The organism is Klebsiella terrigena, from assembly GCF_006539725.1.
Classification (GTDB): Bacteria; Pseudomonadota; Gammaproteobacteria; order Enterobacterales; family Enterobacteriaceae; genus Klebsiella; species Klebsiella terrigena.
In genome coordinates, this window is record NZ_BJNO01000019.1 from 32,249 (window position 1) to 56,720 (window position 24,472).

The following is a 24,472-nucleotide window of genomic DNA, read 5'->3' on the forward strand; positions in this document are numbered from 1 at the left end:
CGCCCAATAATGATATTTGTCATTCCCTGATTTCACAGGATGACGACCCTCTCGCCGACGGCAGCTCACCTTACACAGCATTCCCTGAACCTGTCTCCGGTGACAAAAGGACAGCATGATTTGTTCTTTTACCCATTGACCAATCAACTAGTAGGTAGGTATAGTGCAGCCATACGCTTAACCGGCATCAGGAAGCGATCGTCAGCTCCCCGGCCCGCTAAGTATTAACTCCGGCCCCCGGCGGGGCTTTTCTCTCTTTCGCCTTGCGAGGTATACGATGAGTAAGTTGTTCACCCCCTACAATCTGTCAGGCATGCAGTTAAAAAACCGCGTGGTCATGGCCCCGATGACCCGCACCCGCACCATGAACGACGTGCCGGATGACGTCGTTGCACTTTACTACGCCCAGCGCGCCTCTGCGGGGCTGCTTATCACCGAAGGCATGCCTGTTTCTGAAGAAGGGCGCGGCTATCTGTATACCCCCGGCATCTATAACGCTGCGCACGTTCAGGGCTGGCGCAAAGTGACCGATGCGGTACATGCGAAGGGCGGCCGTATTTTTGCTCAGTTGTGGCATGTGGGCCGGATGTCTCATACCTCAATTCAGCCGGGCAACATCGCGCCAGTTTCCGCCGGTACCGTACAAGCGGTTAACACCACTGTCTTTGCACTGACAGAGTCTGGCGAACCGGGGCCTGTGGTTCCAAGCCAGCCGCGTGCGCTTGAAACCGTAGAAGTTCGACGCGTTACCGCTGACTTTGTCCATTCAGCGCGTCTGGCAATGGAGGCCGGGTTTGACGGCGTGGAAATCATGGCGGCGAACGGCTTCATTTTCGACCAGTTCCTCAGCAGTGAACTGAACCCTCGCACTGATGAATACGGTGGCTCTGTGGAAAACCGTCAGCGGTTCCTGCTGGAAACGGTGGATGCCATCTCTGCGGCTATTGGTAGCAATAAGGTGGGCTTGCGCATTTCACCGTTCGGGCGGATTTACGACCTGGCGCCTTATGAAGGTGAAGAAGAGATTTGGGCCAGTATCGCTGCGGCCCTCGGCCAACGTGAGCTGGCTTATGTGCACCTCTATTATCAACCTGTTTATACCCAGGCACCGGTACCTGCCGGTTTCAAAGCCGCGTTCCGTAAAACTCTGGGGGGCACCGTTATTGCCGCCGGCGGCTTCACCCGCGAGATTGCCGAAACCGCACTTGAGGCAGACGAACTGGATCTTGTTGCGTTTGGCGTGCCGTACATCGCCAACCCTGATCTGGTCGAAAGAATGCAGAACGGCTGGCCGCTGGCTGAAAGCGATCGCACGACGTATTACGGCGTGACGGGGTCGCCGGAAAAAGGCTACACCGATTATCCCGCCTGGGAAGCCAACTAACGCCACGTAGCTGGTGGTATTTGCGGTGCCCACATAAAGAGGCACCGCCAGACGACATTAATGGGGTATTCAGGAGCCAATATGCAAACCCTTAAGCCGATTATTACGATAGATATCTGGTCAGATCTGGTCTGCCCCTGGTGTTGGATTGCCAAAAAGCGTTTCGAACAGGGCCTTGCCGCCTTTGAACACAAGGAACAGGTCGTGGTCCGCCACCACAGTTTCCGTATTTCCGGCGACCGGCCTGCCGTGCCGTTCCGCAAAGCCCTTTACAAGAAGTTTGGCGGGGAACATGGGGCGGAACTGATGATGAATCAGGTGGGCACGGCCGGGAAGGCAGAAGGGCTCCAGTATAACTTTGACACCATGCTCTTTGGCGATACCGAAGATGCCCATACGCTGCTCGCGGCTGCACGTCACGCCAATATGGGCGACGCCATGGCAGAACGGTTTTATCGGGCCAGTGTGACTGAGGGGCGTTCCATTTTCGATCCGCAGGAGCTCATTGCGTTAGCTACCGAAGTGGGCATGTCCAGAGCCGACGCTGAAAGTGCCCTTGCCAATGAGGCCTTCCGTGCATCGGTGGCCGAAGATGAAGCCCATGCCCGGTCGATCGGGGTCAGCGGTGTCCCGCTGTTCCTGCTCAATGAAAAATATGCCATCAGCGGCGCGCAATCTGCGGACAACTTCCTGAACGCGCTGAAGCAAGTCTGGGAAGAAAAAGCGGCTGAACTGGCAAAAACCGATGGACAGATCTGCGGCGCTGACGGTTGCAGCATCTGAAATCTGAACGAGCCGGCTGCTTGACTGCCGGCAAATCTACCCTGCAAATAACGGAGTTCAAAATGAGCGATGACTTTAAAGGCAAAAAACTGCTTGTCGTGGGTGGCACCAGCGGCATGGGTCTGGAAACGGCGCGTATGGTGCTGAAAGCCGGTGGCAGCGTGGTACTGACGGGCAATAAAAAAGACAAGGCAGAAGCGGTTCAGAAAGAGCTGAGCCCACTGGGTTCCGTGTCCGTGATTGCGGCAAACCTGATGACCGAAGAGGGCATGAACGCCATTCGTCAGGAGATTAATGCTAATCATCGCGATATTAGCCTGATGGTCAATGCGGCCGGGATCTTCATGCCGAAAGACTTTACCGAGCATTTGGAAGCCGATTACGACATGTACCTGATGTTGAACCGGGCAACCTTCTTCATCACGCAGGACGTGGTGAAGAACATGCTGGCCGACGGCCGTGAAGGGGCGATTGTGAACGTGGGCTCCATTGGCGCGCAAGCCGCACTCGGCGACTCACCGGCTTCCGCGTACTCCATGGCCAAAGCCGGTCTCCACGCCTTGACACGCAACCTGGCCATTGAGCTGGCCAGTGCGGGTATCCGCGTGAACGCGGTCTCGCCAGGGATCGTGCATACCCCGATTTATGAAGGCTTCATGGCGAAAGAAGACATTGCCAGCGCAATGCAATCGCTGAACGCTTTCCATCCGCTGGGGCGTGTCGGCACGCCGGAAGATGTGGCCAATACCATCTTCTTCCTGTTGTCCGACAAAGCCTCTTGGGTAACTGGCGCCATCTGGGATGTCGATGCCGGTATCATGGCCGTTCGCAGATAAGTTCGTCGTAACCTCGCAAAGCCGCCCCATGATGGGGCGGCTGATAGGTATCTTGCTTGTAATTCAACCATTCTGAAAGTTAACATAATGAAAAAATTGAAATTTACCTTCAAAAATGCAGAAGGTGAGGAACTTGCCGGGTTGCTTGAATTGCCAGAAAATCCAAAAGCCTTTGCCCTGTTGGCGCACTGCTTTACCTGCGGGAAGGATCTGAAAGGAGCTGCACGCATTGCCAGGAAACTGACAGAAAATTCAATTGCGGTGCTTCGCTTTGATTTCACCGGGTTAGGCAACAGCGAAGGCGATTTTTCCAATACTAATTTTTCCTCGAATATTTCTGACCTGCTGTGCGCGGTCGATTATCTTCGTCGGGAATACGAGGCTCCTTCGCTGCTGATTGGTCACAGCCTTGGCGGTTCGGCAATCCTCTCTATTGCAGCCAAAGTGCCTGAAGCCAGAGCGGTCGTAACCATCGGTTCGCCAGGCGAATTGACGCATGTACAGCGGTTGTTCAAAGACAATATCGAAGATATCAGGAACCATGGCGCTTTCCCGGTAGAGCTTGCAGGCCGGGTATTCACGCTCAAAAAGCAAATGCTGGATAACATTCAGGAGCATAAAATAGCGGAGAAGGTATTTACCATGAATAAGCCGCTGCTGATTTTTCATGCTCCCAATGATGATACCGTGCTGATTGAACAGGCAGAGAAAATTTTTAAAGCCGCCAGACACCCCAAAAGCTTTATCTCACTGGGTGAAGCAGATCATCTTCTGACGCATCCTCAGGATGCGGAATATGTTGCCGGGATTATCGTTGCCTGGAGTTCTGCTTACATTTAAAGGGCGTGTAAAGCTTCGTGAAGCTGCAGGTGCTGTCGTTGGCCACTGAATAAACGGGCGTAGCATTTTGGTTGCACATACAAGACTGCGTAGCATGCTTTCTTTACGCGAAAAAAGCCCTGCTTAGATGCAGGGCTAAGGGCATTGTTGCTATGGTTTATTTTTATTATTTCCCTGGCATTGCTCAACTTCCAGGTTTATTACCTTCAAGTTGAGATTCAATTAATTTAACTTTAACGCTCTCTTATTTTCCTGGAAAAATTGAAGTCACTTCGCGGGCGGTATCGACCAGAAGCTCACCGTTTTTGTACCTCTCGCTCACTTCTCCATTCTTGCCGGTAGCATTTTCAGGTCGTTCAATAAACTGCCCCAGCGGAGTCGCGTTCTCATCCAGTACCACGGCAAACGGAATTTTGACTTTATCGACACCAAAGTGTGCCTTAAAGACGGCTTCAGCCTTGTCGCGGGTGATAATACCCAGACGTATTGCTGGCGCTGACGCGGCAATGGCATGGATTACAGGCAAGTTTTTATGGCAGTCGGGGCACCACATTTCAGCAGCTACCAGAATGCTGTACGAACCCGGAAGTTGCGAGAGCTTACTGATGACATCGTCAGGTAATGCCTCGTTGGCAAGCCCCTCAAAATGCCTCAATGCGTTGCGGTCTTCTTCTGCTCCGCTGCCAACAAATTCGTTATAATCTGATGCTGCTTCGAGCAGTACGTTGAAATCTTGCATATGTTCTCCTTTGTTAGTAGCGGGTCTACGGCTTCACATAAATCTGGCAATGATAAAGGTCAATGCTCCAGGCATGACCTGAAAAGGGGTACCATTTTAGTGTCTGGCTACCATAAGTAGATATTGCCATCCTACCTACTAATTGATAGATTATCACGTAATTTATTAATTTTGAGGCGTCACGCTGATGGGGCGGTCTGTTGGATTCAAGATAGTGATAGCAATGATGGCATTCGCAGCCAATTCTGTGCTCTGTCGGATTGCGTTGAAAGGCGAACATATTGATCCGGTGACGTTCAGTGACCTTCGCCTGATGAGCGGGGCGGTGGTCTTGTTACCACTGTTGTTGAGACGTGAGGGGAAAAAGCAGGGCGTCTGGAGCTTGAAAAGCGGGTTCTTTCTTATGGCCTACGCCCTGTGTTTCTCCCTTGCCTATATCCATTTGGATACAGGAACAGGTGCTTTGCTCTTGTTTGGCGTTGTGCAACTGGCGATGGTGGCTCATGGCCTTTTCCATGGGGAAAGGCTGTCTTTTTCCAGAGCAACGGGGCTTGGGCTGGCTGTAGCCGGCATGGCTGCTCTTCTCTTACCTGGTGCCAAAACGCCCCCCTTGGGCAGCGCTGTTCTGATGGCGCTTTCAGGCCTTGCCTGGGCGGCTTATACCCTTTGCGGAAAGCGCTCTCCCAATGCAGCGCAGGCCACTGCGGCAAATTTCATCCTTGCTGTACCTTTTGCCCTGGTGTTGTCGCCGTTCATTAGCCAGGGAGCGCACTTCGACGGTATCGGAATTGTCCTGGCAGTGCTCTCTGGTGCGGGTGCTTCTGCAGGAGCCTATGTACTCTGGTATTCACTTTTACCTCGTCTTGAGTCTGTTGCAGCCAGTACGGTTCAGTTGAGTGTGCCCTGTCTGGCGATGCTGGGAGGCGTAACATTTTTGGGCGAGTCACTGAGCCTCAGAATGGCATTTTCAACGCTGGCAGTCCTTGCGGGCATTCTGTTGGTGATCAAGGCACCGGGTCAGAAAATACGACACTGATATCAACGTGCCAGTCATGACTTGATCACTCTGCAAATGATTTTTTAGGTTTTAAAGCAAAGGAATATCTAATCGTTAGCAAAATCAGTGACGCTGTGACCTCTTTGGATAAACTAATCGGGTAACCTCTATGAAATACGATTTTGATGAAGCAGTGGACAGAGCAGGGACAGACAGCTTAACCGTCGACGGCTGGCGTGAATATATGTTTGGTGCCCATGAAGGCCCCGCGCCGGAAGTACCGGCGAATGGTTTTATAAACCTCTGGGTAGCAGATATGGCTTTTTCCACACCCGAGCCGGTGCTTGAAGCCATACGTTCCCGGTTAGATAAAAAAATTCTTGGCTACACCCGAGTTTATGACAGGGACTACTATGAGATTTTTGGGGCCTGGTGTGAAAGGAATTACGGATACCGGTTTCAGGAAGAAAGCATTGTTTTCTCCCCCGGTATTATCCCTGCACTTAACCGATTGGTGCCGTTACTCACCCACGAAGAAGATAGCATCCTCATCCTGACCCCTTCTTACGCACCGTTTAAAAAAGCCGGAGACTATAGCGGTCGTCGCGTCGTCGATTGCCCGCTTAGAAATAACGAAGGCCACTGGGCGGTAGATTTTGAGGCAATGGAACAAGCCCTGAGCGATGACCAGCAGCGAATTAAAGCCTTCTTTCTCTGTAACCCGCATAATCCCACCGGGCGAGTTTGGCGACGTGATGAGTTGCAGAAAATGATAGCGTTATGCCTTAAATATGATGTGTGGGTTATTTCTGATGAAATCCACTGTGATTTATCCCGCTCGGGCGTCACGCATATTCCCGCCGCGTCAATTTTTCCTGAAAATCATAAAATTATCACCTGCATGTCGACCAGCAAAACGTTCAATCTGGCGGGTAACCTGCTGGCAAACATCATGATCCCTGATGCCTCAGTGAGAGCCGAATGGCTTCGCCTGCATGATGATTTTATCTCTCCGCTGAGCCTGGTGGCTAACAAGGCCGCCTGGTCCGAGTGCGATGAGTGGTTGACTCAGGTCAGGCACTACATTGACGAGAACTTCCGTTTTCTGCAGGACTACCTGGGGACATATCATCCGCTGGCCCGTTTTATCATTCCTGAAGGGACTTATCTTGCCTGGATTGATATCTCTCGTCTGGTAGATGTCAGTAATCAGGAAGAGGTAACCCTCTTTTTTGCCAGACATGCGGGTGTATTGCTTGAAGGGGGGCAAATGTTTGTCAGTAACGGCGACGGGCACATCCGCCTTAATCTGGCTTGTCCACGCGCTATGCTTGCTGAGGGGCTCAACCGCATAAGCAAGGCATTGAGTGCCAGTTCAGGCGATGCTACCTGAATTTTGAAAGCAGCAGTACCTACAACGGTTCGTAACAGGGCCGTATTATATGGAGATAAGAATGAACAAATACATCCTCGCGTTATCTGCTGCACTTATCGGCTCGCAGGTTCAGGCAGCAACGCCCGCAGCGCTTCCCGCACCGATCAAGCAGTTGGAAAAACAAGGTATAGAAATAATCAAACCCTTCACGGCTCCCGGCGGGGTCCAGGGCTGGTTGGGAAAATATCAGGGAACGGGGGTGACAATTTATCTGACCCCCGATAAAAAACATGCCATATCAGGTTATATGTACGATGAGAATGGAAGTAACCTCAGCGAACAGGTCATAAAAGAGGAGATTTACATCCCTGCTGGCCGCGAGATGTGGAAAACACTCTCCAAAGCTGCCGGTATCACGGAAGGCAGTAATAATGCAAATTGTCAGATTATCGTGTTTGCCGATCCTTTCTGTCCTTACTGTACAAAATTCAGACAGGAAGTGCAGCCCTATATTAAGGACAATAAAATCGCTATGAAAACGCAGTTAGTGGGTGTCATGCAGCCCGACAGTGGCCGTTACGCGGCTGCGATATTGTCTTCTGAAAACCCCGCGAAGGTCTGGCAGGATTTCGAGTTGTCGGGTGGCAAAAACAAGCCTGCACTTTTGGAGAAAACGCCGCAGCCGATTTTCTCGCAGATCCAATACAACCAGAAATTGATGGAAGATGTGGGGGCAAGCGGTACGCCAGCAATTTATTATCTTAACCACGCCAACATGCTTCAACAGATCGTCGGTCTGCCGGACCAGGAACAGATGGCCAATCTTATAGCGTGTAAATAGTTTCTGAGTCACTGGCTACGAAATGGGTAAATTCACACATGGATGTGGGGATTTTATGAGTACACTCCTTAAAATCCTATTTTTATCTTGTGCTTATGTGGCTATCAGATCTTTTCGCTATGTGTTTTGTACTGATTTAGAATGGCGCAGCGCAAAGTGAACGGATTGAAATGTAAATCAGCTACCCTAACTAACGAAACCCGATGCAACCTGGAGAAAAGACATGAACAGAGCTCAATTGTTTTCTTATCTTTTTTTAACGGGATTTTCCGTTATAGCCTTTGCCTGTCAGGGAGGTGAAGGCGGGAAAGGCGGAACTGGAGGGAAAGGGGGATCCGTGGTAATCGGTAATCAGAACGGTGGGGCTGGTCTTAATGGAAAAAACGGAAAATCTGGGATGAATGGTTGTCCCGGTGGAACTCAGGCCGCACCCGATGGGCATTTTTATTTGCGAGGAACACATGAGCAATGTAACCCGTTTCACGCCAAAAAACAGAAATCACAGGCCACAGCGTCACTGATTGAGAGCACATAACGTAAAGCCTTGCCACCGTCTAAAAAAACTCTGGTCTCTTCACCCATTATCATCAGATGTGTCAGCTATCACACCGCCAAAAGATAAGACTCATTTGCTCATGTCAAAAGAGCAGGTAAAAGTGTACTCTTATGAGTAAATTGCAGGGGTAACAGTTTAACTCAGCTGATATTGTCTTTGGATGAAGATGGAATGCTCTATGCCTAAACGTATAAAAAACAGCCGCTGGTCAGGTTACGATCCCCGCTATATCTATTCTCTCGTCGTCCGACGTTACTTTGTTGAGATGAAGACCAAAACTGAGATTGCTGAAGAACTCGAGATTTCGAGATTTAAAGCGGCGCGTCTTATCGATGAGGCAATAAAGGAAGAGTATGTGAAGTTTCTCTTTCCAAAGCAGCAACTGCTTGACGAAGAGATCGCACTTAATCTCTGCGGAAAGTATGGTCTGCAGAAGGCAATCGTGCTTTCCGTGTCAGAATCCTGGTCCAATCAGGAAGAACTGAATGAGAAGCTGGGGGGTATCACTGCAAGTTATCTCAACAATAATCTCGCTGAGGGAATGAAGGTTGGTATTGCCTGGGGACGCGTTTTATCCAGCACAGTGAGTCAACTCACCAGCTTGCCGGCATTAGATGTTGTGCAGCTATCTGGCGTTCATCCGGGCATTGAATTTAGCCAGGGCCCGATCGACCTTATCCACAGACTGTCGACTATCTCTCAGGGCAAGGCTCATCCTATGTATGTGCCGATGTGGGTGGATGATGAAAGCCTGGCTCAAAAACTGGCCAGTGATCCGGCTGTGGTGGATACCCAACAATATTATTCTCAGCTGGATGTCGTCATCACCGGTATTGGCGCCTGGAAAACGGGTTCATCCAGTCTGTGTGATATTTTTCCCGAGTCGTGGCAAAAAAATCTGTTTGAGAAAGATATCGCTGCGGATGTCTGCATTACTCTCGTTAACAGTAAAGGCGAGATCCTTGATAGCCCGATGAGCCGTCTTGGGTTTGGTATTTCAACCGAACAATTGCGTAACACGAAAACCGTGATTGGTGTGGCGGGGGGAGAACAGAAGTATGAAGGCATCGTCGCTTCTCTGAAGTCAGGCCTTTTAGATGTGTTAATCACTGACTTCGATACTGCGGTGAAGCTAGTCAATTCCTGATTGAAATAGATCCCGGAACATCAGCAACAGGGGCGTAGCTCGCGCCCTTGATCACCTTCCTCTCAGGCATGTATTAGGCACTGCTATCAGTCATTCAGTAAACCCACATGACTTACATCAGAGCATGGCCAAATCCTCTGACATAGGTCAGTCCGCATATATAAACCTTCAAAAAATCTATTATCCGTTTGATTTATAATAAAATTTTCACTCCCCCTCTCCGGTTGACTTGATTGATCTAAAAGATGAATTACTCGATATTGCTCATATGAGCAAATATTTGCGCGCACTTATGCATTTATTTTGTGATCAGCTTATAACTTTTGCATGTTTTCTGTTTGCGCGGAAAATTGGCATGCTATAACTGCTCATGTGATCGATTATATTTGCTCTAATGAGCAAAAAAGCGAGGTGAAAAGGTGAGTACAGTCGCTATTAATGTTGCAGATGGTGCAGCATTCAAAAATTACGATGAGGTGCTGCAGCACATCCATGAAAAGCTGTATTCAGAAGGGATAGTGAAAAAGACCTATCTGGCAGCACTGCGCGAACGCGAAGCCCTGTATCCAACCGGTATTTTGCTTGATGGTTATTCTGTGGCGATCCCACATTGCGACAGCAACCAGGCCAACAGCCCGTCGATTTATATTATTCGCTTACCTGAACCGGTTCAGGTTGATCAGGCTGATGGCGACGATAAATTGTGGGTCAAACTCATTATCAATTTGGTCGTTACCGATCCGGCTAATCAGTTGCAACTGCTGAAGGCCCTTTTTAGTCATCTTCAAATGGAAGACTTTTATCAAAATTTACTTGAGCTTCCTGCCGAGAAAGCGCAGGCACTTTTTATTTCCACCGTCATGCAATAAGAGTTCAGGAGCATAATGATGATTAATATCCTCGTAGCCTGCGGGAGCGGTGTCGCAACGTCAACTATCGCTGCTGATGAAGTGAAATCCGTGTGTACAGAATATGGCATTACTCAGTTCAAAATAAATAAATGCAGCATGTCAGAACTTCCTTCTGAATTACAGAATGCTGATGTTGTGTTAACCACGAATAACTACAAAGGTGATATCGGAAAACCGCATATGAGTGTGGCCGGGTTTATCACCGGGATTAATGAAGCTGTGTTACGAAAAAAACTAGGGGATTTATTAACAGAGCTGGCTAAAAACTAATAAGAAAACACAGGGGATGACAAGATGGACATGTTAAAAAACATAATGCTAACGATAACAAGCATGGGGGCAACGGCAATCCTACCACTTGTCATCTTCATTTTGGGTTTGGTTTTCCGCATGAAAGTCGGTGCTGCCATTAAGTCTGGTATCACCGTGGGTATCGGTTTTATTGGTTTAGGTTTGGTTGTTAATCTGTTGAGTACATCCCTGCAACCGGCAATTGCCTACTATTCAAAACTGGGAAGCGGATTCACTGTGGCTGATATCGGATGGCCTGCGGTGGGCGCGGCTGCATGGGTGGCACCCTTTGCCGCTTTAGTTGTTCCAGTGGGTATTATTCTTAATTTGCTACTTGTTCGTCTTAAATTAACCAAAACGCTGAACGTTGATATCTGGAATTATATGCACTTCCTGGTTCCCGGCGCGCTGGCCTATTTCGTGTTTGACAGCTTCTTTATCGGTTTTGGCGTGGCAGTCGCACTTAGCGTTATCGCTCTGTTTATTGGCGATTTAATTGCTCCCCGTTGGCAGAAATATTATGGCCTGGAAGGGACGACCTGTACCACCATGATCCATATAGGCTGGACATTACCTTTTGCACTGCTGGTCAATAAAATTATCGACCTGATCCCCGGCCTGAACAAGCTCGACGTTGATTTGGAGAGCGTACAGAAACGTCTGGGTGTGTTTGGTGAACCCGCTATCATCGGTGTCATTGTAGGCTGTCTGCTTGGACTGCTGACGAAACAGCCTGTGACCACTATTGTCCCGATGGCAATGGGGGTGGCTGCGGTAATGGTGCTCCTGCCTAAAGTGGTGGGTGTCCTGATGGAAGGACTGTCTCCCATTGGGAAAAGTGCCAAAGAGATTATGCAAAAACAGATGGGTAAAGACGCCGAACTGAACATCGGTATGGACTGTGCACTGGCACTGGGCGACCCGGCGACCATCACCGTCACCGTTATCACCATTCCGTTGACCATGCTTTGCGCACTGATTTTACCGGGGATCATGATTTTCCCCATCGGTGTTCTGATGTCAATCATCTATATGACAACCATGACCGTAATGGCCAGCAACGGAAACGTCATCCGCTCAATTATTTCAACCTTACTGTTCAGTATTGTCGTGATGTATTTAGGCGGGTATGTGGCTCCGGGTGCAACCCAATTCCTGCATGGCGCAGGCGTCGGCTTGCAGGGGCAGGGTACTGACTTTGTACTGACTGGCCCGTGGGAAGTATTGACGTATTGGTTGAGCACTGTATTCCATTGATTTTAAAAATGAGGTTTGCTTACCATGGCACAGATTTTACCATCAATTTTTGGCGCGAATATCTTAAGTCTGCAAGATGAGCTCCGTTTTTTAGAAGAAGAGAACACTGAAATATTGCATGTTGATTTAATGGATGGAACCTTTGTAAATAATATTGCCTTTGGGCCGAATCAAATTTCTGCAATGAAAAAAGCCAGCAAAATGACTTTCGACGTACACATGATGCTGGCTAATCCTGAAAGACATATTGATGATGTTATCAATACCGGCGCAGAAATGATCTCAGTGCATTATGAATCAACGCCGCATGTGCATTTTATTTTACAGAAAATAAAAAAGGCCGGGCGAAAAGCCGGTGTGGTCATCAATCCGGGTACGCCTGAAAGCGTTCTGGAATATTTGTTGGACGATATTGATTACATCCTGATTATGACCATTAACCCAGGGCAACCCGGGCAGGCTTTCATCGAGAAAAGCTTCGAGAAAATTAAGAAAACCAGAGAAATGATTGCTGGCCGGCACATTCAAATTGAAGTCGACGGTGGTGTTAATCTGGAAATAGCGGAAAAAGTACAGGAGGCGGGTGCTGATTTAATTGTTGTCGGTGGCGCATTATTTAATGACAACCCTAAAGCAAGCTATCAGGCATTAAAGTCTGTCATGCATTAAGTATCCAACATATATTCACGCGCTCTTAATTGAGCGCGTAATCATTATGTAGACCGCAGACGTGGGGGATTTCTCTCACGTTAAGTACAAAGATTCAGGAGAACAACCGATGAGTCATTTTGAAGGTAAAGTTGCGCTAATTACCGGTGGTGCGCATGGGATTGGTAAAGGAATTGCAAAACAATTCGCCGAACGCGGTGCGCATACCGTCATTGTCGATTATAACGAGGCTAATGGCATCAAAACTGCGCAAGAACTGACCTTTGGCAATGTTAAATCGCTCTTTGTCAAAACGGACGTCTCTGATCCGCAGGCACTGGCTGAAGTGCGCAGAAAAGTTATCGAGGCTTATGGCCGTATCGACATTCTGGTTTTGAACGCAGGTGTCGCTTTTGCTAATAAAGTCAAAGACATTACTTTCGAAGAGTGGAACAAAACACTCTCAATCAACCTGACGGGTTTATTCAATACGGTCAAAGCCTTCTACGATGACTTCTTAACTAACCAGGGTTCAATCGTTTACATCTCCTCCGGTTCTGCGCTGTCAGGTACCGGCGGGGGGGTGAGCTATCCAGCCAGTAAAGCGGGAGGGGAAGGCCTTATTCGTGGTCTGGCAAAGGAGTTGGGTCCAAAAGGTGTTAACGTCAACGCTATCGCGCCGCGTCTTATCGACACCGGCGAAATGATGCGTGTTAATTACCCGACGCAGGCAGATTTAGACGCAGTACTGGAGAAAATTCCGGTCCGTCGTCTGGGTACAATCGATGATGTCGCAAACCTGGCCATCTTCCTTGCTGATAAGTCAAATTCTTACATCCAGGGACAGACGATCCTCATGGATGGTGGCCGTACAATTGCCTGACCGGAGGAAAAGAAAATGGGTGTTCAGGAAAATACTGTCAGTATTCTCAGGGAACTGGAGCAAAACGCGCTCAATATCGACAATGATCAGGCACAGCATTTTATCGGGCAGATTAGAAATGCGAAGCATATTTTCCTGCAAGGTGCAGGGCGCAGCGGTATAGCCATCCGCGCGTTCGCTAACCGTTTATTGCATTTAGGCTTCTCGGTCAGCGTAGTCGGGGAAATTTCATCACCTCATACGAAAGCGGGTGATTTGTTAATTATTGGTTCAGGCAGTGGCGAAACAGGCAGTCTCAAGAGCCTGGCGCAGAAAGCCGTTGAGTGTGGCGTCGACGTGGCGCTGGTCACCATGAAGAAAGACTCTGCGATTGGCCAGTTGGCCAACTGCGTGCTGGTATTACCGGGAACGGTCAAAACTGAAAACGATCGCACTCCGGGCCAGTTTTCGCAGCCAATGGGTTCCTCTTTCGAGCAACTCTGCTTTATCACCTACGATGCCATCGTGCTGGAACTCATGGACCAACTGCGTGAAACCAGTGAAACCATGTTCAAACGACACGCTGATTTTGAGTAATGACACTGAGCGCTTCGCCGGAAGCGCTCATTCGCTTATAACATCGCATCATTAAAATTAACGTGCTGAATGTGTTGCCCTGCATTGTCTCTGCGCATACCCGAGATGTAAAAGTCTGCCATTTTTTTGCCCTCTCGCCGCTGGCACGTTAATCAAATGCTGAAACAAAAACGGCCAGCTTAGCTGGCCGTTGGATGCGTTCAGTTCCGGGGAACGAGTGCCCTAAGCCTGGGCTTCAGCATGCTCCCATGCGGCTTTGCGAAGATCTGCGGGTTTAAGGTCGCGTGCAGGAATGATCACACCATCGCATTTACCCTGCCGGAACACCGTAATGGTATCTGCCACGTCCAGCAATTCCTCTTCCTCACTCGATACCACGATGACGCAGCAGCCTTTATCCGCCAGCTGATGGATGATGCGATAAATATCCGCTTTTGCCCCAATGTCGACGCCTTTGGTCGGCTCATCCAGCAATACCAGATTGGCGTTTTGCGCAATGACCCTGGCGAGCAGAACTTTTTGCTGATTGCCGCCGGAAAGCGATTTAATCGGTCCGCTCAGCGTTCCCAGCGTATTCATCTTGCTCAGCAACTCAGCGGCGGCCTGCCGCGCAGCGCTGTGACTGACAAATCCGCCAGAACGGAATTTTTTCAGAACCGGCAGCATGGCGTTGGCATAGCTCGACATCTGAGGAATGAAGCCATCTTTTTTACGTTCTTCTGTCAGGTAAGCAATCCCCTTATCAATGGCTTTCGCCGGTGAAGAAGGATGGTATTCTTTGTGACCCAGCCGGATGTCACCACCGGTAACGGTTTCCAACCCAAACAGCGTCTGGCACAAGCGCGTTCGGCCTGCGCCGGCCAGCCCGTATATACCCAAAATTTCCCCGCGATATGCCTCAAGGTTGATGCCTTTCAGGCGATCAGTCTGCAGGTTTGTGACCGAGAGCCAGGGGTTGCCCATCGCGCCGCGTATCAGACTACGGCTGTTAGACGGCGCCTGATAAGCATTTGCATCGCCCACAATAGCGTCAATGATGGCGCTTTTGCTCAGCGTCTTTTTGCCTTCGTTATAAATCACCCGGCCGCCGCACATGACGGTTGCTTCATCACAAACACCCAACACTTCGTCTAATTTATGAGAGACCAGCACTACGCCAATCTGCTTTTCGCGTGCGATACGTTGTACTGCCTGCAGCAGTTCTTCTGCCTGCGCACCTTCCAGCGCGGTCGTCGGTTCATCGAGGAAAAGAAAACGGGCGTCGCGATCAAGGTTAGAAACCACTTCCAGCATCTGCTTTTCAGGATGTGACAGATTTTTGACCAGCGCGGTAGCGCTGAAACTCAGATGGTAATCATTTAGTACTTTCTCGGTATGCGCGATCATACTTGCATCATCTATAAAGCCACTGCCTTTACGACATTCACGTCCGAGAAAAAGGTTTTGCCAGACGCTCATGCCGGGAATGAGACGGAGTTCCTGATACACACAAGCAATACCTTTGTTGAGTGCATCCCGTGGCGAAGCAAGGTGCACCGGCGTTTCGCCGATCATCAGCTCTCCACTATCCTGCGTGTTAACGCCCGCCAGGATTTTCAGTAGCGTTGATTTACCCGCTCCATTATGGCCAAAGAGGCCGTGGATCTCGCCAGGCTTTACGCTGAAATCCACACCGTGGAGAACCTGCACACCCGAAAAACCAATTTTGACCTGCTTCGCCACATAATTCATCATTCTTCGCCTTTCACTTAAGTCAGTATGCTGAACCCATTACCGATGCTGCGTTGTCTTTGGTGACCAGCAGCGGTGGGTTGTTGATCATGGCTGGAACCTGTTCACCGTTCAGACTCTTCCTGGCATTTTCAACCAGCAACTGAGCCAGTTTAACCGGCTCCTGAATCGCACCGGCTTTCAATATGCTGTTGTTCTGAACGGCTTTGACGCCTTCTTTATCCACAAACGCATACAGCTTCACTTTGTCACTGACCCCCAGTTGCTGGATTGCCGCCAGTGACCCGAGCGCGGAAGGTTCGGTGTCTGAGTACACGACGTTAATTTCTGGCCTGCCCTGCAGCATTTCAGTGGTGACTTTCAGGGAGGTTGTTTCTTCTACTTTGCCATTGACCAGCGCGACGAACTTAATGTTTTTGTTGGATGCCACGGCTTCCTTGAAGCCTTCATCACGTGCGTTTGCTGCAATGGATGTTGGTTCTCCCACGATACCCACTGTCGCCGTGCCATTTTCACCAATGTCTTTCAACAGCTGCTGGCCAATGAGCTTGCCGCCTTCACGCTGATCGGTCTGAACACCTTGAACCAGCGTGACGTTTTGCTGCTTCATCCCCTCGGTATCCGGAAGGATGTTGATGGCAAACGCCGGAATTTTTGCCTGATTAAGCTGGTTTATGATCGACACGCACGGGCCTGAGGAGACGCAGTTCACTGCGACCGCATCCACCTTCTGTTCAATGAAGTTCTGCACCTGCGAAAGTTGCTTGGCGTCGTCATTATCAGCAATCGAAATTTTTACGTTCAAGCCCTGTGCCGCTGCATTGTCTTCAAAGCTTTTTTTCATGGCAACGTAATAAGGGTTGGTGAGGTTCGGCAGCGTAACGCCCAATGTTTTTTTGCCGGCACCCACGGTGCTTTCAGTATCCTCACGGTTACAGCCGGCGAGCATGCAGGACAGTGCGACTATCGCTGCACCTGCGGTGATTGTGGTACGGAGTTTCATGTTTATCTCCTGGATATATGTAGGTCAGGGTTTAAGAAGCGTTATTGTTGTGTTTTGCGTGACTTCCTGACTTTGAGCCAGGGGATCACGATTTTTTTCGAGGTACGTAAGGTATCGAAGGTGACGCCGAACAGAATGATCAGGCCGATGACCAGCGGCTGCCAGTAAGCACTGACGTTCAGCACGTTCATCAGATTCGATATTGAGGCAATAAGCATGGCGCCAATCATCGCGCCGATAAGGCTGCCAGTGCCGCCAAACAGACTGACGCCACCGACCACCGCACCCGCTATTGAGAAGAACAGTTCGTCACCACGGCCCGCCGTCGGATAGCCTGTCATCAGACGCGATCCATAAATCAGGCCGCCGCATGCCGCACAAAGTCCGGAAATTGCATACACCAACAGGGTGATGCGTGGAATGCTGATCCCCGATAAGCGTGCAGCATCTGCGTTACCGCCTACCGCATAGATGTGAGTCCCGGTGATGGTGCGGCGCAGGAAGATGACACCAATAACAATGGCCAGCAGCAGCGCTATGACAGGGAACGGAATACCCAGCGGTTTTGACTGACCGATGAGGCTGTAACCAATTTGCGTCACGCGTATCGATTCGGCGCCGGTGATAATTTGTGGTATGGATGCCGCAACCCCCATCATCGCAAAGGTGACAATGAATGGCGGCACGCCAGTGCGTTCGATTATCAGACCATTTACCAGCCCACTCAGCGCACCCACCGCCAACACGATGGGTACGGCAAGCTGCCACGGAATGCCAAATTTCTCCATCAGCAACGCCGCAACCACGCAGGTCATCGCCACGATGGAGCCGCAGGAGAGGTCGATACCCCCGGTCAGCAGGACAAAGGATTGTCCCAGGCAAAGGAAGCCGATGACCGCGCCGTTCAGAAGCAACACCATCATGTTCGAAACAGTCAGGAAGTTAGGCGTGGCGATAAACCCGCCCAGCATGACCAGTAAGAAAACAACGGCGATACCTGCTTCTGCAGGGACTTTGAGCGGCTGCTTAGGCGGTTTGGTTTTTGCAGGGGTAGTTATTGAACTCATTGCAGCTCTCCTGATAATGCATTGGCATAGGTAACGTAAGCGTCCAGGACATGGCGCGCATCTTGTTGTGGCTCGGCCACTTTCTCAAGCGGCACACTCCAGCGATCGGCCATTTCAATATTTGTGTATCCCAGCACGGCAGCGGCAGCCTGAATGGCTGCACCCGCGGCTGCCGTTTCACCCACCGGAGAAATCCATACGGGCCTGCCCGTCAGGTCAGCCAGAATCTGACGATAGGCTCGTGACTTTGCGCCGCCGCCGGTGACAATAATGCGACCGTCGTCAGTGAAACCGTGTTGTTTCAGTACCAGACCGCCCGCCAGCAGGCCGCACAACACGCCTTCCACGGTGGCGCGTGCCATATCCTGCATCGTTGTGGTGGTACGTAATCCACGCATGTGTCCCGTGGCGTCAGGAAGGTTGGGCGTGCGCTCGCCGTCCAGCCACGGAACAAGCTGAAGACCGTTGGCGCCGGGTGGGGAACTCAGCGCGAGCTCGTCGAATTCGTCAGGGGTAACGCGCAGCATTTTGCGAAATGTATCGGTGACTTTGGCGGCGTTCAGCGTAGTAATCATGGGGATAAAGCGATCGGCCGCATCGGCATAACCGTTGATGGTGCCGGTGCTGTCGGTAATACCTTTGTTGGTGATGCCATATAACGTACCGCTGGTCCCGATAGAGATACCGGTATCACCGGTTTTCAGGTTCATCCCTAACGCGGCGGACATGTTATCGCCGGTCCCGACACCGACGATTGCCCCCGCCAGTCCAGCCAGTTCGGGCATTAACTTCACAACGCCAGCCGGTTGATGCGACGGGATGATAGTGGGCCAGCGGGAAATCCAGTCAATTTGACTGTTAACCACCGCTGCCAGCTGTGGTTCCCAGCTATTGGTGAAGGGGTTGAAGTAACCCGTACCGGATGCCCCGCCGCGCTCGCACACAAAGCTACCGCTCAGACGGTAAACCAGATAATCAAACGGCAGCATGATGCGGTGGGCTTTTTCCAGCAGCCCCGGATAATTTTGTTCTGTCCAGGCCAGTTTAGAAATGGTCATTGCCGGCCCCGGAACGGAACCCGTCAGGCGTGCCCATTCTTCCGGGGCAATCTTCTCGCACAATACACGCGCCTGCGGTGCAGACTCCGTGTCATTCCACAGCTTCGCAGGACGCAGCGGGCGATCGTGATTATCAAGCATGACGAGGCCGTGCCCCTGACCACCGACAGCCAGACCTGCAATACGTGGCCACCACTGTTTTAATTCAGTGAGCGCGGAGACTAATGCATCCCACCAGGCTTGCGGATCCTGCTCGCTACACGGCGGCGTGGTCGGTGGATGCAACTTACGAGCCTGTGCGATCACCTTGCCATTTTCAAGACTACGCAGCATGACGGTACAAGACTGGGTGGAGGAATCTATACCCGCTACAAGGTCCTGTTTCATTGAACTACCTCTGAACTATCGTTAAGAAATGACAGAGCTGAAAGCGATAACTGAATGACAAGCAAACTGGGTTATGGTTTTAGATACTCAGCTTTTTGCTCATATGATCAGTTTTTATTGCTCGTTTGTAAGATATAGACAATACCCACGGCAAAACATTCGTCAATTGTCGTGTTAAGAGAACGTTACACAGCTCTCACTTTTAGTTTCACCTGACAGCTCTGACGGTTTGTTCATTTGAACAGTGGAAAAACCTTAATTTTTTGCAGTAGGGTAGAAATTAGCGCTGAGAGTCATCTTCTGTTCGGTGTTTAAGATTGTTTATTTTGGCGAGGGCAGTGATGTGAAGAGGTTTTATTTGCAAATAATCAGGTGAGATGAACGTGCCGGGGATGTGGTACAGAAAGCTCATAATAAATCGTCTCAATGTTGAAGAGACGGTTAATCTCGGAGACTTTAAAGGGGCTATCAGAAGGCCTGAGACTGCTCATTTATTTATCATCAGGAGACATTGGGTGGTCACGCCATTATCGAACCGCAAATGCCACCCGGTCTGAGCACCCAGCGACGTTGATGAGCGAATCAGGGGGCTGGCACGTACTTACTTATTGTTGGAGTTGGGAACATGCTGCTGCATCAATTCAACGATCCAATCAATAAAAACTCGCAGTCTGGCGCTGACATGGCGGTTTGGCGGAAATGCCAGGTACAGGGGCATTGGATTAATACGCCAATGTTCAAATAGCGGGATCAGGGAGCCACAAGCCTGATGTGCTGCCGCCATATAGACTGGCAGCGCAATCACGCCTAACCCGGCCAGCCCAGCTTCGAGGTAAGCATTGCCATCATCCACTGCAAGCACATAACTGCTCTTGATTTCAATACGTTCACTCTCACAGTGCAGTACCAGAGAATCAATCTTGCCGGTGCGTGAGGACAAGAATCCCACTATGCGATGGTCGGTGTTTTCCAGATCGCGCGGGTGCGCAGGAGCGCCAAGGCGTTCCACATAACGGGGGGCGGCGTAGACGCCGATTTGCAAATCGCCGACATGGCGTGCGATCAGGGACTGGTCGGTGATTTCGCCACCGCGCAGGACGCAATCCACATTGTCGCCGATCAGATCCACCACCCGGTCGCTCACGCCCATGTCGAACTGGATATCAGGGTAGCGTGCGTGGAAAGCCGGTAGCGCCGGCACCAGCACAAGGCGGGCCAGCGGACTGGGCACATCCACCCGTAGCCGTCCTCCGGGCGTAATCGCCGTCCTTGACAGGCTGTTTTCAGCATCATCCATGTCCGCCAGCAGGCGGATGACGCGCTCGTAGTACGCCGCTCCATCAGGAGTGACACCAAGCTTGCGGGTGGTGCGATGGAGTAACCTGACGCGCAGCCGCGCTTCCAACTGCTGAATGAGTTGTGTCACCGTGGTTTTGCTCATATGAAGTGTTTGGGCAGCCTTTGTGAAGCTACCTGCTTCCACTACCCGAGCAAAGGCGCGCATCGCATCGAAACGATCCATTCCTTACCCTCTCTTTTCACCGATTGTTTGGATTTTACAAACAATGATGAACAAAGTCGCTTGTTTATCCACCCGATCTGGCACCTGTAAAGTGTCTTTATATTCATCGGGCAGATTTCGCCCCATTGCAAAGGTACAAACATGACAACACGCGAAGCAGTTTTTCCCTTCGGGCGACAGGCGCTCTATGAGCGCAACCGGTATTCACCGGCCATCAAATCTAACGGCTTCTTGTTTGTTTCGGGGCAGGTGGGTAGCCGGGAGGATGGTTCGCCTGAACAGGATCTTAAAGAGCAGATCAGGCTGGCATTCGATAACCTTAATGCTGTTCTCACGGCTGCGGGCTGCACGTTCGGTGACGTGGTTGACGTTACCCTCTTTGTCGTCGATCCCGAGTCAAACCTCGACGCTATCTGGAGTATCCTGCCAGAATATTGGGGGGAAGCGCCTTACCCTACGTTGACCGGGATCGGCGTGACGTGGCTTTACGGATTCAAGTTCGAGATTAAGGTGATTGCCAGGCTGCCCTGAGCGTTACGGGTCTTTCCGCCCGTCGAAAATTCAACAGGGCAGCCCGCGCTGCCTGTAAAGGCAACAGAGAGATTTCTGACGTGCTATAGGCCGGACCGGGATGGTTTGCCGGACGGGGCCGCATTGACTAATAAGACAGAGGAAAATTTATGAAAGCAGCGGTTTATGACGTGGAAGGCGCTCCCGGCGTCCTGAAATATGTCGATATCCCGGATCCGGTCACAGGGCCTGACGACATCCTGATTTCTGTCGAGGCTATCTCGATTGAAGGTGGGGATCTGATCAACCGCCGTTCAACTCCGCCGCCTCATCCTTTATGGATCGTCGGCTACGCGGCCGCGGGCACAGTTATTGCAGTCGGATCGAAAGTCAGTAGCCGTAAGGTTGGGGACAGAGTCGCCGCTTTTAACATACAGGGATCACATGCGGAACGTTGGGCTGTGCCTGCGGAACGAACCTGGCTGATACCCGACGGGGTGGATACGGCAGAAGCGGCGGTGTTACCGATTTCTTTTGGAACCGCGCATCATTGCCTTTTCACACGAGGCATGCTCCGGCACGGGGAAACCGTCCTTATTCAGGCAGCAGCGGGTGGCGTGGGGCTCGCGGCCGTTCAGCTTGCCTCACAAGCAGGCGCGACGGTCATCGCCGTGGCAAGCGGGACGCAGCGAAGAAGCCGGTTGCTTGAACTTGGTGCCGATCATGTCGTGGATCGTGCAGAGAATAACGTCGTGGACAGTGTCCGACAGTACACCCATGGCACCGGTGTTGACCTCGTCATCGATCCGGTGGGGACGACGTTGCCTGCTTCGCTTTCTGCACTCGCTCCGCAAGGACGTCTCGTCTTCGTCGGTAATGCGGGCGGTGGCAGCCTGACTGTCGACTTGTGGCCGCCAATGCAGTCTAACCAGACACTCATGGGGGTATTTATGGGACCCCTTTTTGAAAAGCCCGGAGTTCGGGCAAGTGTGGACGACATGTTGCAGGCTCTAGCCGCAGGGCGCATCAGGGTTGTCATTGACCGCATCTTCCCCCTGGCCAGCGCTGCTGCGGCCCACGAATTCGCCGAGACAGCGAAACCGCTTGGCCGCATCGTTATGAAGCCATGAGGCGCGTTTGACCAGTATGAGTGCGCTGGGCTAATTACTGGGTTCTGGTATCAAGGCTAAGTTCAGATGTCAGGGGTAGGGCAAAGCTGAAATGCCCGCTCTGTGCCAAAGCAGACATTGCTAGCTCTACACTGCATTAATTATTGGGGAACATGTCAGTTCGTTATCTCAGGCTCATTTCATTGAGTTCTGAACTTTGAAGCCGGGATTTTTTTCAAAAATCTCAGCAACAAAATCCATGAACACAATCGCCCGTTTTGGTAAAAGTCGATTAGCAACATAAACGGCTTGAATGGGAACGAGCGATGCAGTGTAATCAGTCAGTAATAATTGTAAATTGCCACTTTCCAGTCCCTCCTCGAACAACCATTCTGGGCCCTGTGCGATCCCAATCCCTGCATTGACAAATTTCTGTACTGCTTCGGGTGAATTGACCCTGAGCCGACCAGAAACAGGAACATTGATATCTTGAAATCTCCAGGTAGCTCCTGTTGTCAGCAAGGTATAAATCAAACAATCATGTTTTTTTAAATCCTCGGGGGTATTAGGGGTTCCACGTTTCGCTAAGTACTTGTTACTGGCAACACAGACTCGCTCAAACATGCCAAGTCTGCGGGCACGCATAGCACTGTCCTCCAGGTGTCCAATGCGGATTGCCAGCTCAGCCCCTTCATCAACGAGATTGATATAGCGGTCATTAATCTGTAGATCGAGTGTTATCTCAGGGTAGCGTTCTAAAAAATCTGAGATGTGCGGGACTAAGAATGTGTGAGCCAATGCTGTGGGGCAGGCAACGCGTAATAGCCCTGTGGGTGTAACATTTCCTCTGAAAGAAGACTCTGACTCTTCGACCGCTTCCAGAATACGCCTTGCTTCCAAATAATAACGTTCTCCTTCAGGAGTCAGGGAAAGCTTGCGGGTTGATCTGTGAAGTAATCTGGTCTGCAAATGCTCTTCGAGGGCTGCAATATGACGACTCACGTTCGGTTGCCCTAAGCCCAAATCCCTGCCGGCTGCGGAAAAGCTGCCTGTTTCAGCGGTACGGACAAAGCATGTCATCAACAGTAATCTATCCATCCTAAAACCCATTTATGCTTTTAATGCATGAAAGATATTTAAAAATACAATCTTATCACTATCTGAGCATGAGCATACAGTGGCTATCAAATCGGTCATTCGCCGGTCAGTAGTTAAAACTAACAGGAGATAGTTATATGGCTAGATTACAAGGTAAACGCGCACTGATCACGGGTGGAACAAGTGGTATTGGTCTTGAAACAGCGAAGCTGTTTGTTGCAGAAGGTGCACGCGTAATTGTTACGGGTGTTAACCCTGATTCTATCGCAAAGGCGAAAGTAGAACTGGGTAATGACGTGTTAGTCGTGAGTGCTGATTCCGCTGATGTGAACGCACAGAAAGCGCTGGCTCAGACAGTTCAGGAACACTTTGGACAACTGGATATCGCTTTTCTGAATGCGGGTATATCAATGTATATGCCAATTGAGGTATGGACAGAAGAGCAGTTCGACCGCATTTATGATATCAACGTTAAAGGTCCTTACTTCTTGATGCAGGCGCTGCTGCCAGTGTTCGCAAGCTCTGCATCAGTGGTCTTTAATACCTCTGTAAATGCTCACACGGGACCGGTGAACTCTTCAGTTTATGGCTCAACAAAAGCAGCATTACTGAACATGTCGAAAACACTTTCCAACGAGTTACTTTCTCGTGGGATCCGTATCAACGCAGTGAGCCCTGGCCCTGTTGATACACCGCTTTACGATAAGGCGGGGATCCCAGTGGAATATCATGATCAAGTGATGAAAGATATCGTTGCAACCATCCCTGCCGGTCGTTTTGGTAAGCCTCAGGAAGTAGCACAAGCGGTACTTTACTTCGCATCTGATGAGTCTGCCTGGACCGTGGGTTCAGAAATCATCATCGACGGCGGCGTTTCAATCTAAGCCACCAAAATAAGATTTACAATTCATCAAGCCCGCCAC

The 24,472-nt window shown here is 50.5% G+C and carries 25 protein-coding genes; 18 read left to right on the forward strand and 7 right to left on the reverse strand.

Annotated elements, in window-relative coordinates; translation table 11 throughout:
- Window positions 1-277: 277 nt before the first annotated feature.
- The 4 genes from RTE01_RS19155 to RTE01_RS19170 all read left to right on the forward strand — a co-directional run bounded on the left by RTE01_RS19155 (window position 278) and on the right by RTE01_RS19170 (window position 3,843).
- Window positions 278-1,384 (forward strand): alkene reductase, encoded by a 1,107-nt coding sequence (locus RTE01_RS19155; protein ID WP_141335277.1) that lies wholly within the window; start codon window positions 278-280, stop codon window positions 1,382-1,384.
- A gap of 81 nt (window positions 1,385-1,465) precedes the next feature.
- The gene (locus tag RTE01_RS19160; protein WP_049132106.1) at window positions 1,466-2,167 is read left to right on the forward strand and encodes a DsbA family oxidoreductase; all 702 of its coding nucleotides are present in this window, start codon (window positions 1,466-1,468) and stop codon (window positions 2,165-2,167) included.
- Window positions 2,168-2,229: 62 nt separating this feature from the next.
- Window positions 2,230-3,003: an SDR family NAD(P)-dependent oxidoreductase gene (locus RTE01_RS19165; RefSeq protein ID WP_134526817.1), complete on the forward strand. Its 774-nt coding sequence runs from the start codon at window positions 2,230-2,232 to the stop codon at window positions 3,001-3,003.
- Window positions 3,004-3,090: 87 nt separating this feature from the next.
- A complete protein-coding gene (locus RTE01_RS19170; RefSeq protein ID WP_007374395.1) occupies window positions 3,091-3,843 on the forward strand; it encodes an alpha/beta hydrolase family protein in 753 nt (250 codons plus the stop codon).
- Window positions 3,844-4,087: 244 nt separating this feature from the next.
- On the opposite strand, the gene RTE01_RS19175 is transcribed toward RTE01_RS19170, so the two are convergent.
- Entirely contained in the window at window positions 4,088-4,582 is a 495-nt protein-coding gene (locus RTE01_RS19175; protein WP_015697020.1) for a thioredoxin family protein, read from the reverse strand.
- Between the two features lie 187 nt (window positions 4,583-4,769).
- Here RTE01_RS19175 and RTE01_RS19180 point away from each other — a divergent pair, with 187 nt between their 5' ends.
- From RTE01_RS19180 to hxlB, 11 genes are all read left to right on the forward strand, one after another.
- Window positions 4,770-5,618, forward strand: coding sequence for a DMT family transporter (locus RTE01_RS19180; protein WP_134526814.1), 849 nt, complete (start codon window positions 4,770-4,772; stop codon window positions 5,616-5,618).
- Between the two features lie 130 nt (window positions 5,619-5,748).
- On the forward strand, window positions 5,749-6,972 hold the full coding sequence (locus RTE01_RS19185) for a MalY/PatB family protein (protein ID WP_049132109.1): 1,224 nt from the start codon (window positions 5,749-5,751) through the stop codon (window positions 6,970-6,972).
- 61 nt (window positions 6,973-7,033) lie between these two features.
- Window positions 7,034-7,795, forward strand: a complete 762-nt coding sequence (gene dsbG, locus RTE01_RS19190; protein WP_015697023.1) for a thiol:disulfide interchange protein DsbG — start codon at window positions 7,034-7,036, stop codon at window positions 7,793-7,795.
- A 223-nt stretch (window positions 7,796-8,018) separates the two neighbouring features.
- Window positions 8,019-8,330 (forward strand): hypothetical protein, encoded by a 312-nt coding sequence (locus RTE01_RS19195; RefSeq protein ID WP_071825604.1) that lies wholly within the window; start codon window positions 8,019-8,021, stop codon window positions 8,328-8,330.
- Window positions 8,331-8,529: 199 nt separating this feature from the next.
- Complete coding sequence (locus tag RTE01_RS19200) at window positions 8,530-9,498, forward strand: sugar-binding transcriptional regulator (protein WP_015697025.1); 969 nt, start codon at window positions 8,530-8,532, stop codon at window positions 9,496-9,498.
- Between the two features lie 419 nt (window positions 9,499-9,917).
- On the forward strand, window positions 9,918-10,367 hold the full coding sequence (gene gatA / locus RTE01_RS19205) for a PTS galactitol transporter subunit IIA (protein ID WP_134526811.1): 450 nt from the start codon (window positions 9,918-9,920) through the stop codon (window positions 10,365-10,367).
- 18 nt (window positions 10,368-10,385) lie between these two features.
- On the forward strand, window positions 10,386-10,679 hold the full coding sequence (locus RTE01_RS19210; RefSeq protein WP_015697027.1) for a PTS sugar transporter subunit IIB: 294 nt from the start codon (window positions 10,386-10,388) through the stop codon (window positions 10,677-10,679).
- Window positions 10,680-10,703: 24 nt separating this feature from the next.
- A complete protein-coding gene (locus tag RTE01_RS19215) occupies window positions 10,704-11,957 on the forward strand; it encodes a PTS transporter subunit IIC (protein WP_020439340.1) in 1,254 nt (417 codons plus the stop codon).
- Between the two features lie 24 nt (window positions 11,958-11,981).
- Entirely contained in the window at window positions 11,982-12,626 is a 645-nt protein-coding gene (rpe, locus tag RTE01_RS19220) for a ribulose-phosphate 3-epimerase (RefSeq protein WP_134526808.1), read from the forward strand.
- Window positions 12,627-12,735: 109 nt separating this feature from the next.
- Window positions 12,736-13,488, forward strand: coding sequence for an SDR family NAD(P)-dependent oxidoreductase (locus tag RTE01_RS19225; RefSeq protein WP_049089945.1), 753 nt, complete (start codon window positions 12,736-12,738; stop codon window positions 13,486-13,488).
- A gap of 15 nt (window positions 13,489-13,503) precedes the next feature.
- Window positions 13,504-14,064 carry a 6-phospho-3-hexuloisomerase gene (gene hxlB, locus RTE01_RS19230; protein WP_049132112.1) on the forward strand — a complete coding sequence of 187 codons (561 nt, stop codon included), beginning with the start codon at window positions 13,504-13,506 and terminating at the stop codon, window positions 14,062-14,064.
- 222 nt (window positions 14,065-14,286) lie between these two features.
- On the opposite strand, the gene RTE01_RS19235 is transcribed toward hxlB, so the two are convergent.
- From RTE01_RS19235 to RTE01_RS19255, 5 genes are all read right to left on the reverse strand, one after another.
- Window positions 14,287-15,795: a sugar ABC transporter ATP-binding protein gene (locus tag RTE01_RS19235; RefSeq protein ID WP_015697032.1), complete on the reverse strand. Its 1,509-nt coding sequence runs from the start codon at window positions 15,793-15,795 to the stop codon at window positions 14,287-14,289.
- Window positions 15,796-15,817: 22 nt separating this feature from the next.
- The gene (locus RTE01_RS19240) at window positions 15,818-16,798 is read right to left on the reverse strand and encodes a substrate-binding domain-containing protein (RefSeq protein WP_024359909.1); all 981 of its coding nucleotides are present in this window, start codon (window positions 16,796-16,798) and stop codon (window positions 15,818-15,820) included.
- 41 nt (window positions 16,799-16,839) lie between these two features.
- Window positions 16,840-17,865, reverse strand: coding sequence for an ABC transporter permease (locus RTE01_RS19245; protein ID WP_134526805.1), 1,026 nt, complete (start codon window positions 17,863-17,865; stop codon window positions 16,840-16,842).
- Entirely contained in the window at window positions 17,862-19,310 is a 1,449-nt protein-coding gene (gene xylB, locus RTE01_RS19250; RefSeq protein WP_134526802.1) for a xylulokinase, read from the reverse strand. Before xylB ends, RTE01_RS19245 begins: the two co-directional genes overlap by 4 nt.
- 601 nt (window positions 19,311-19,911) lie before the next feature.
- Window positions 19,912-20,832 carry a LysR family transcriptional regulator gene (locus RTE01_RS19255; protein ID WP_134526799.1) on the reverse strand — a complete coding sequence of 307 codons (921 nt, stop codon included), beginning with the start codon at window positions 20,830-20,832 and terminating at the stop codon, window positions 19,912-19,914.
- Between the two features lie 141 nt (window positions 20,833-20,973).
- Between RTE01_RS19255 and RTE01_RS19260 the strand changes: the two genes are divergently transcribed.
- Both RTE01_RS19260 and RTE01_RS19265 read left to right on the forward strand, forming a co-directional pair.
- On the forward strand, window positions 20,974-21,363 hold the full coding sequence (locus tag RTE01_RS19260) for a RidA family protein (protein WP_015697037.1): 390 nt from the start codon (window positions 20,974-20,976) through the stop codon (window positions 21,361-21,363).
- A gap of 149 nt (window positions 21,364-21,512) precedes the next feature.
- Window positions 21,513-22,472, forward strand: a complete 960-nt coding sequence (locus RTE01_RS19265) for a quinone oxidoreductase family protein (RefSeq protein ID WP_134526796.1) — start codon at window positions 21,513-21,515, stop codon at window positions 22,470-22,472.
- A 174-nt stretch (window positions 22,473-22,646) separates the two neighbouring features.
- Here RTE01_RS19265 and RTE01_RS19270 read toward each other — a convergent pair whose 3' ends face one another.
- Window positions 22,647-23,549, reverse strand: coding sequence for a LysR family transcriptional regulator (locus tag RTE01_RS19270; RefSeq protein ID WP_037039047.1), 903 nt, complete (start codon window positions 23,547-23,549; stop codon window positions 22,647-22,649).
- 137 nt (window positions 23,550-23,686) lie between these two features.
- Here RTE01_RS19270 and RTE01_RS19275 point away from each other — a divergent pair, with 137 nt between their 5' ends.
- The gene (locus RTE01_RS19275; RefSeq protein ID WP_015697040.1) at window positions 23,687-24,433 is read left to right on the forward strand and encodes an SDR family oxidoreductase; all 747 of its coding nucleotides are present in this window, start codon (window positions 23,687-23,689) and stop codon (window positions 24,431-24,433) included.
- Window positions 24,434-24,472: the final 39 nt, after the last annotated feature.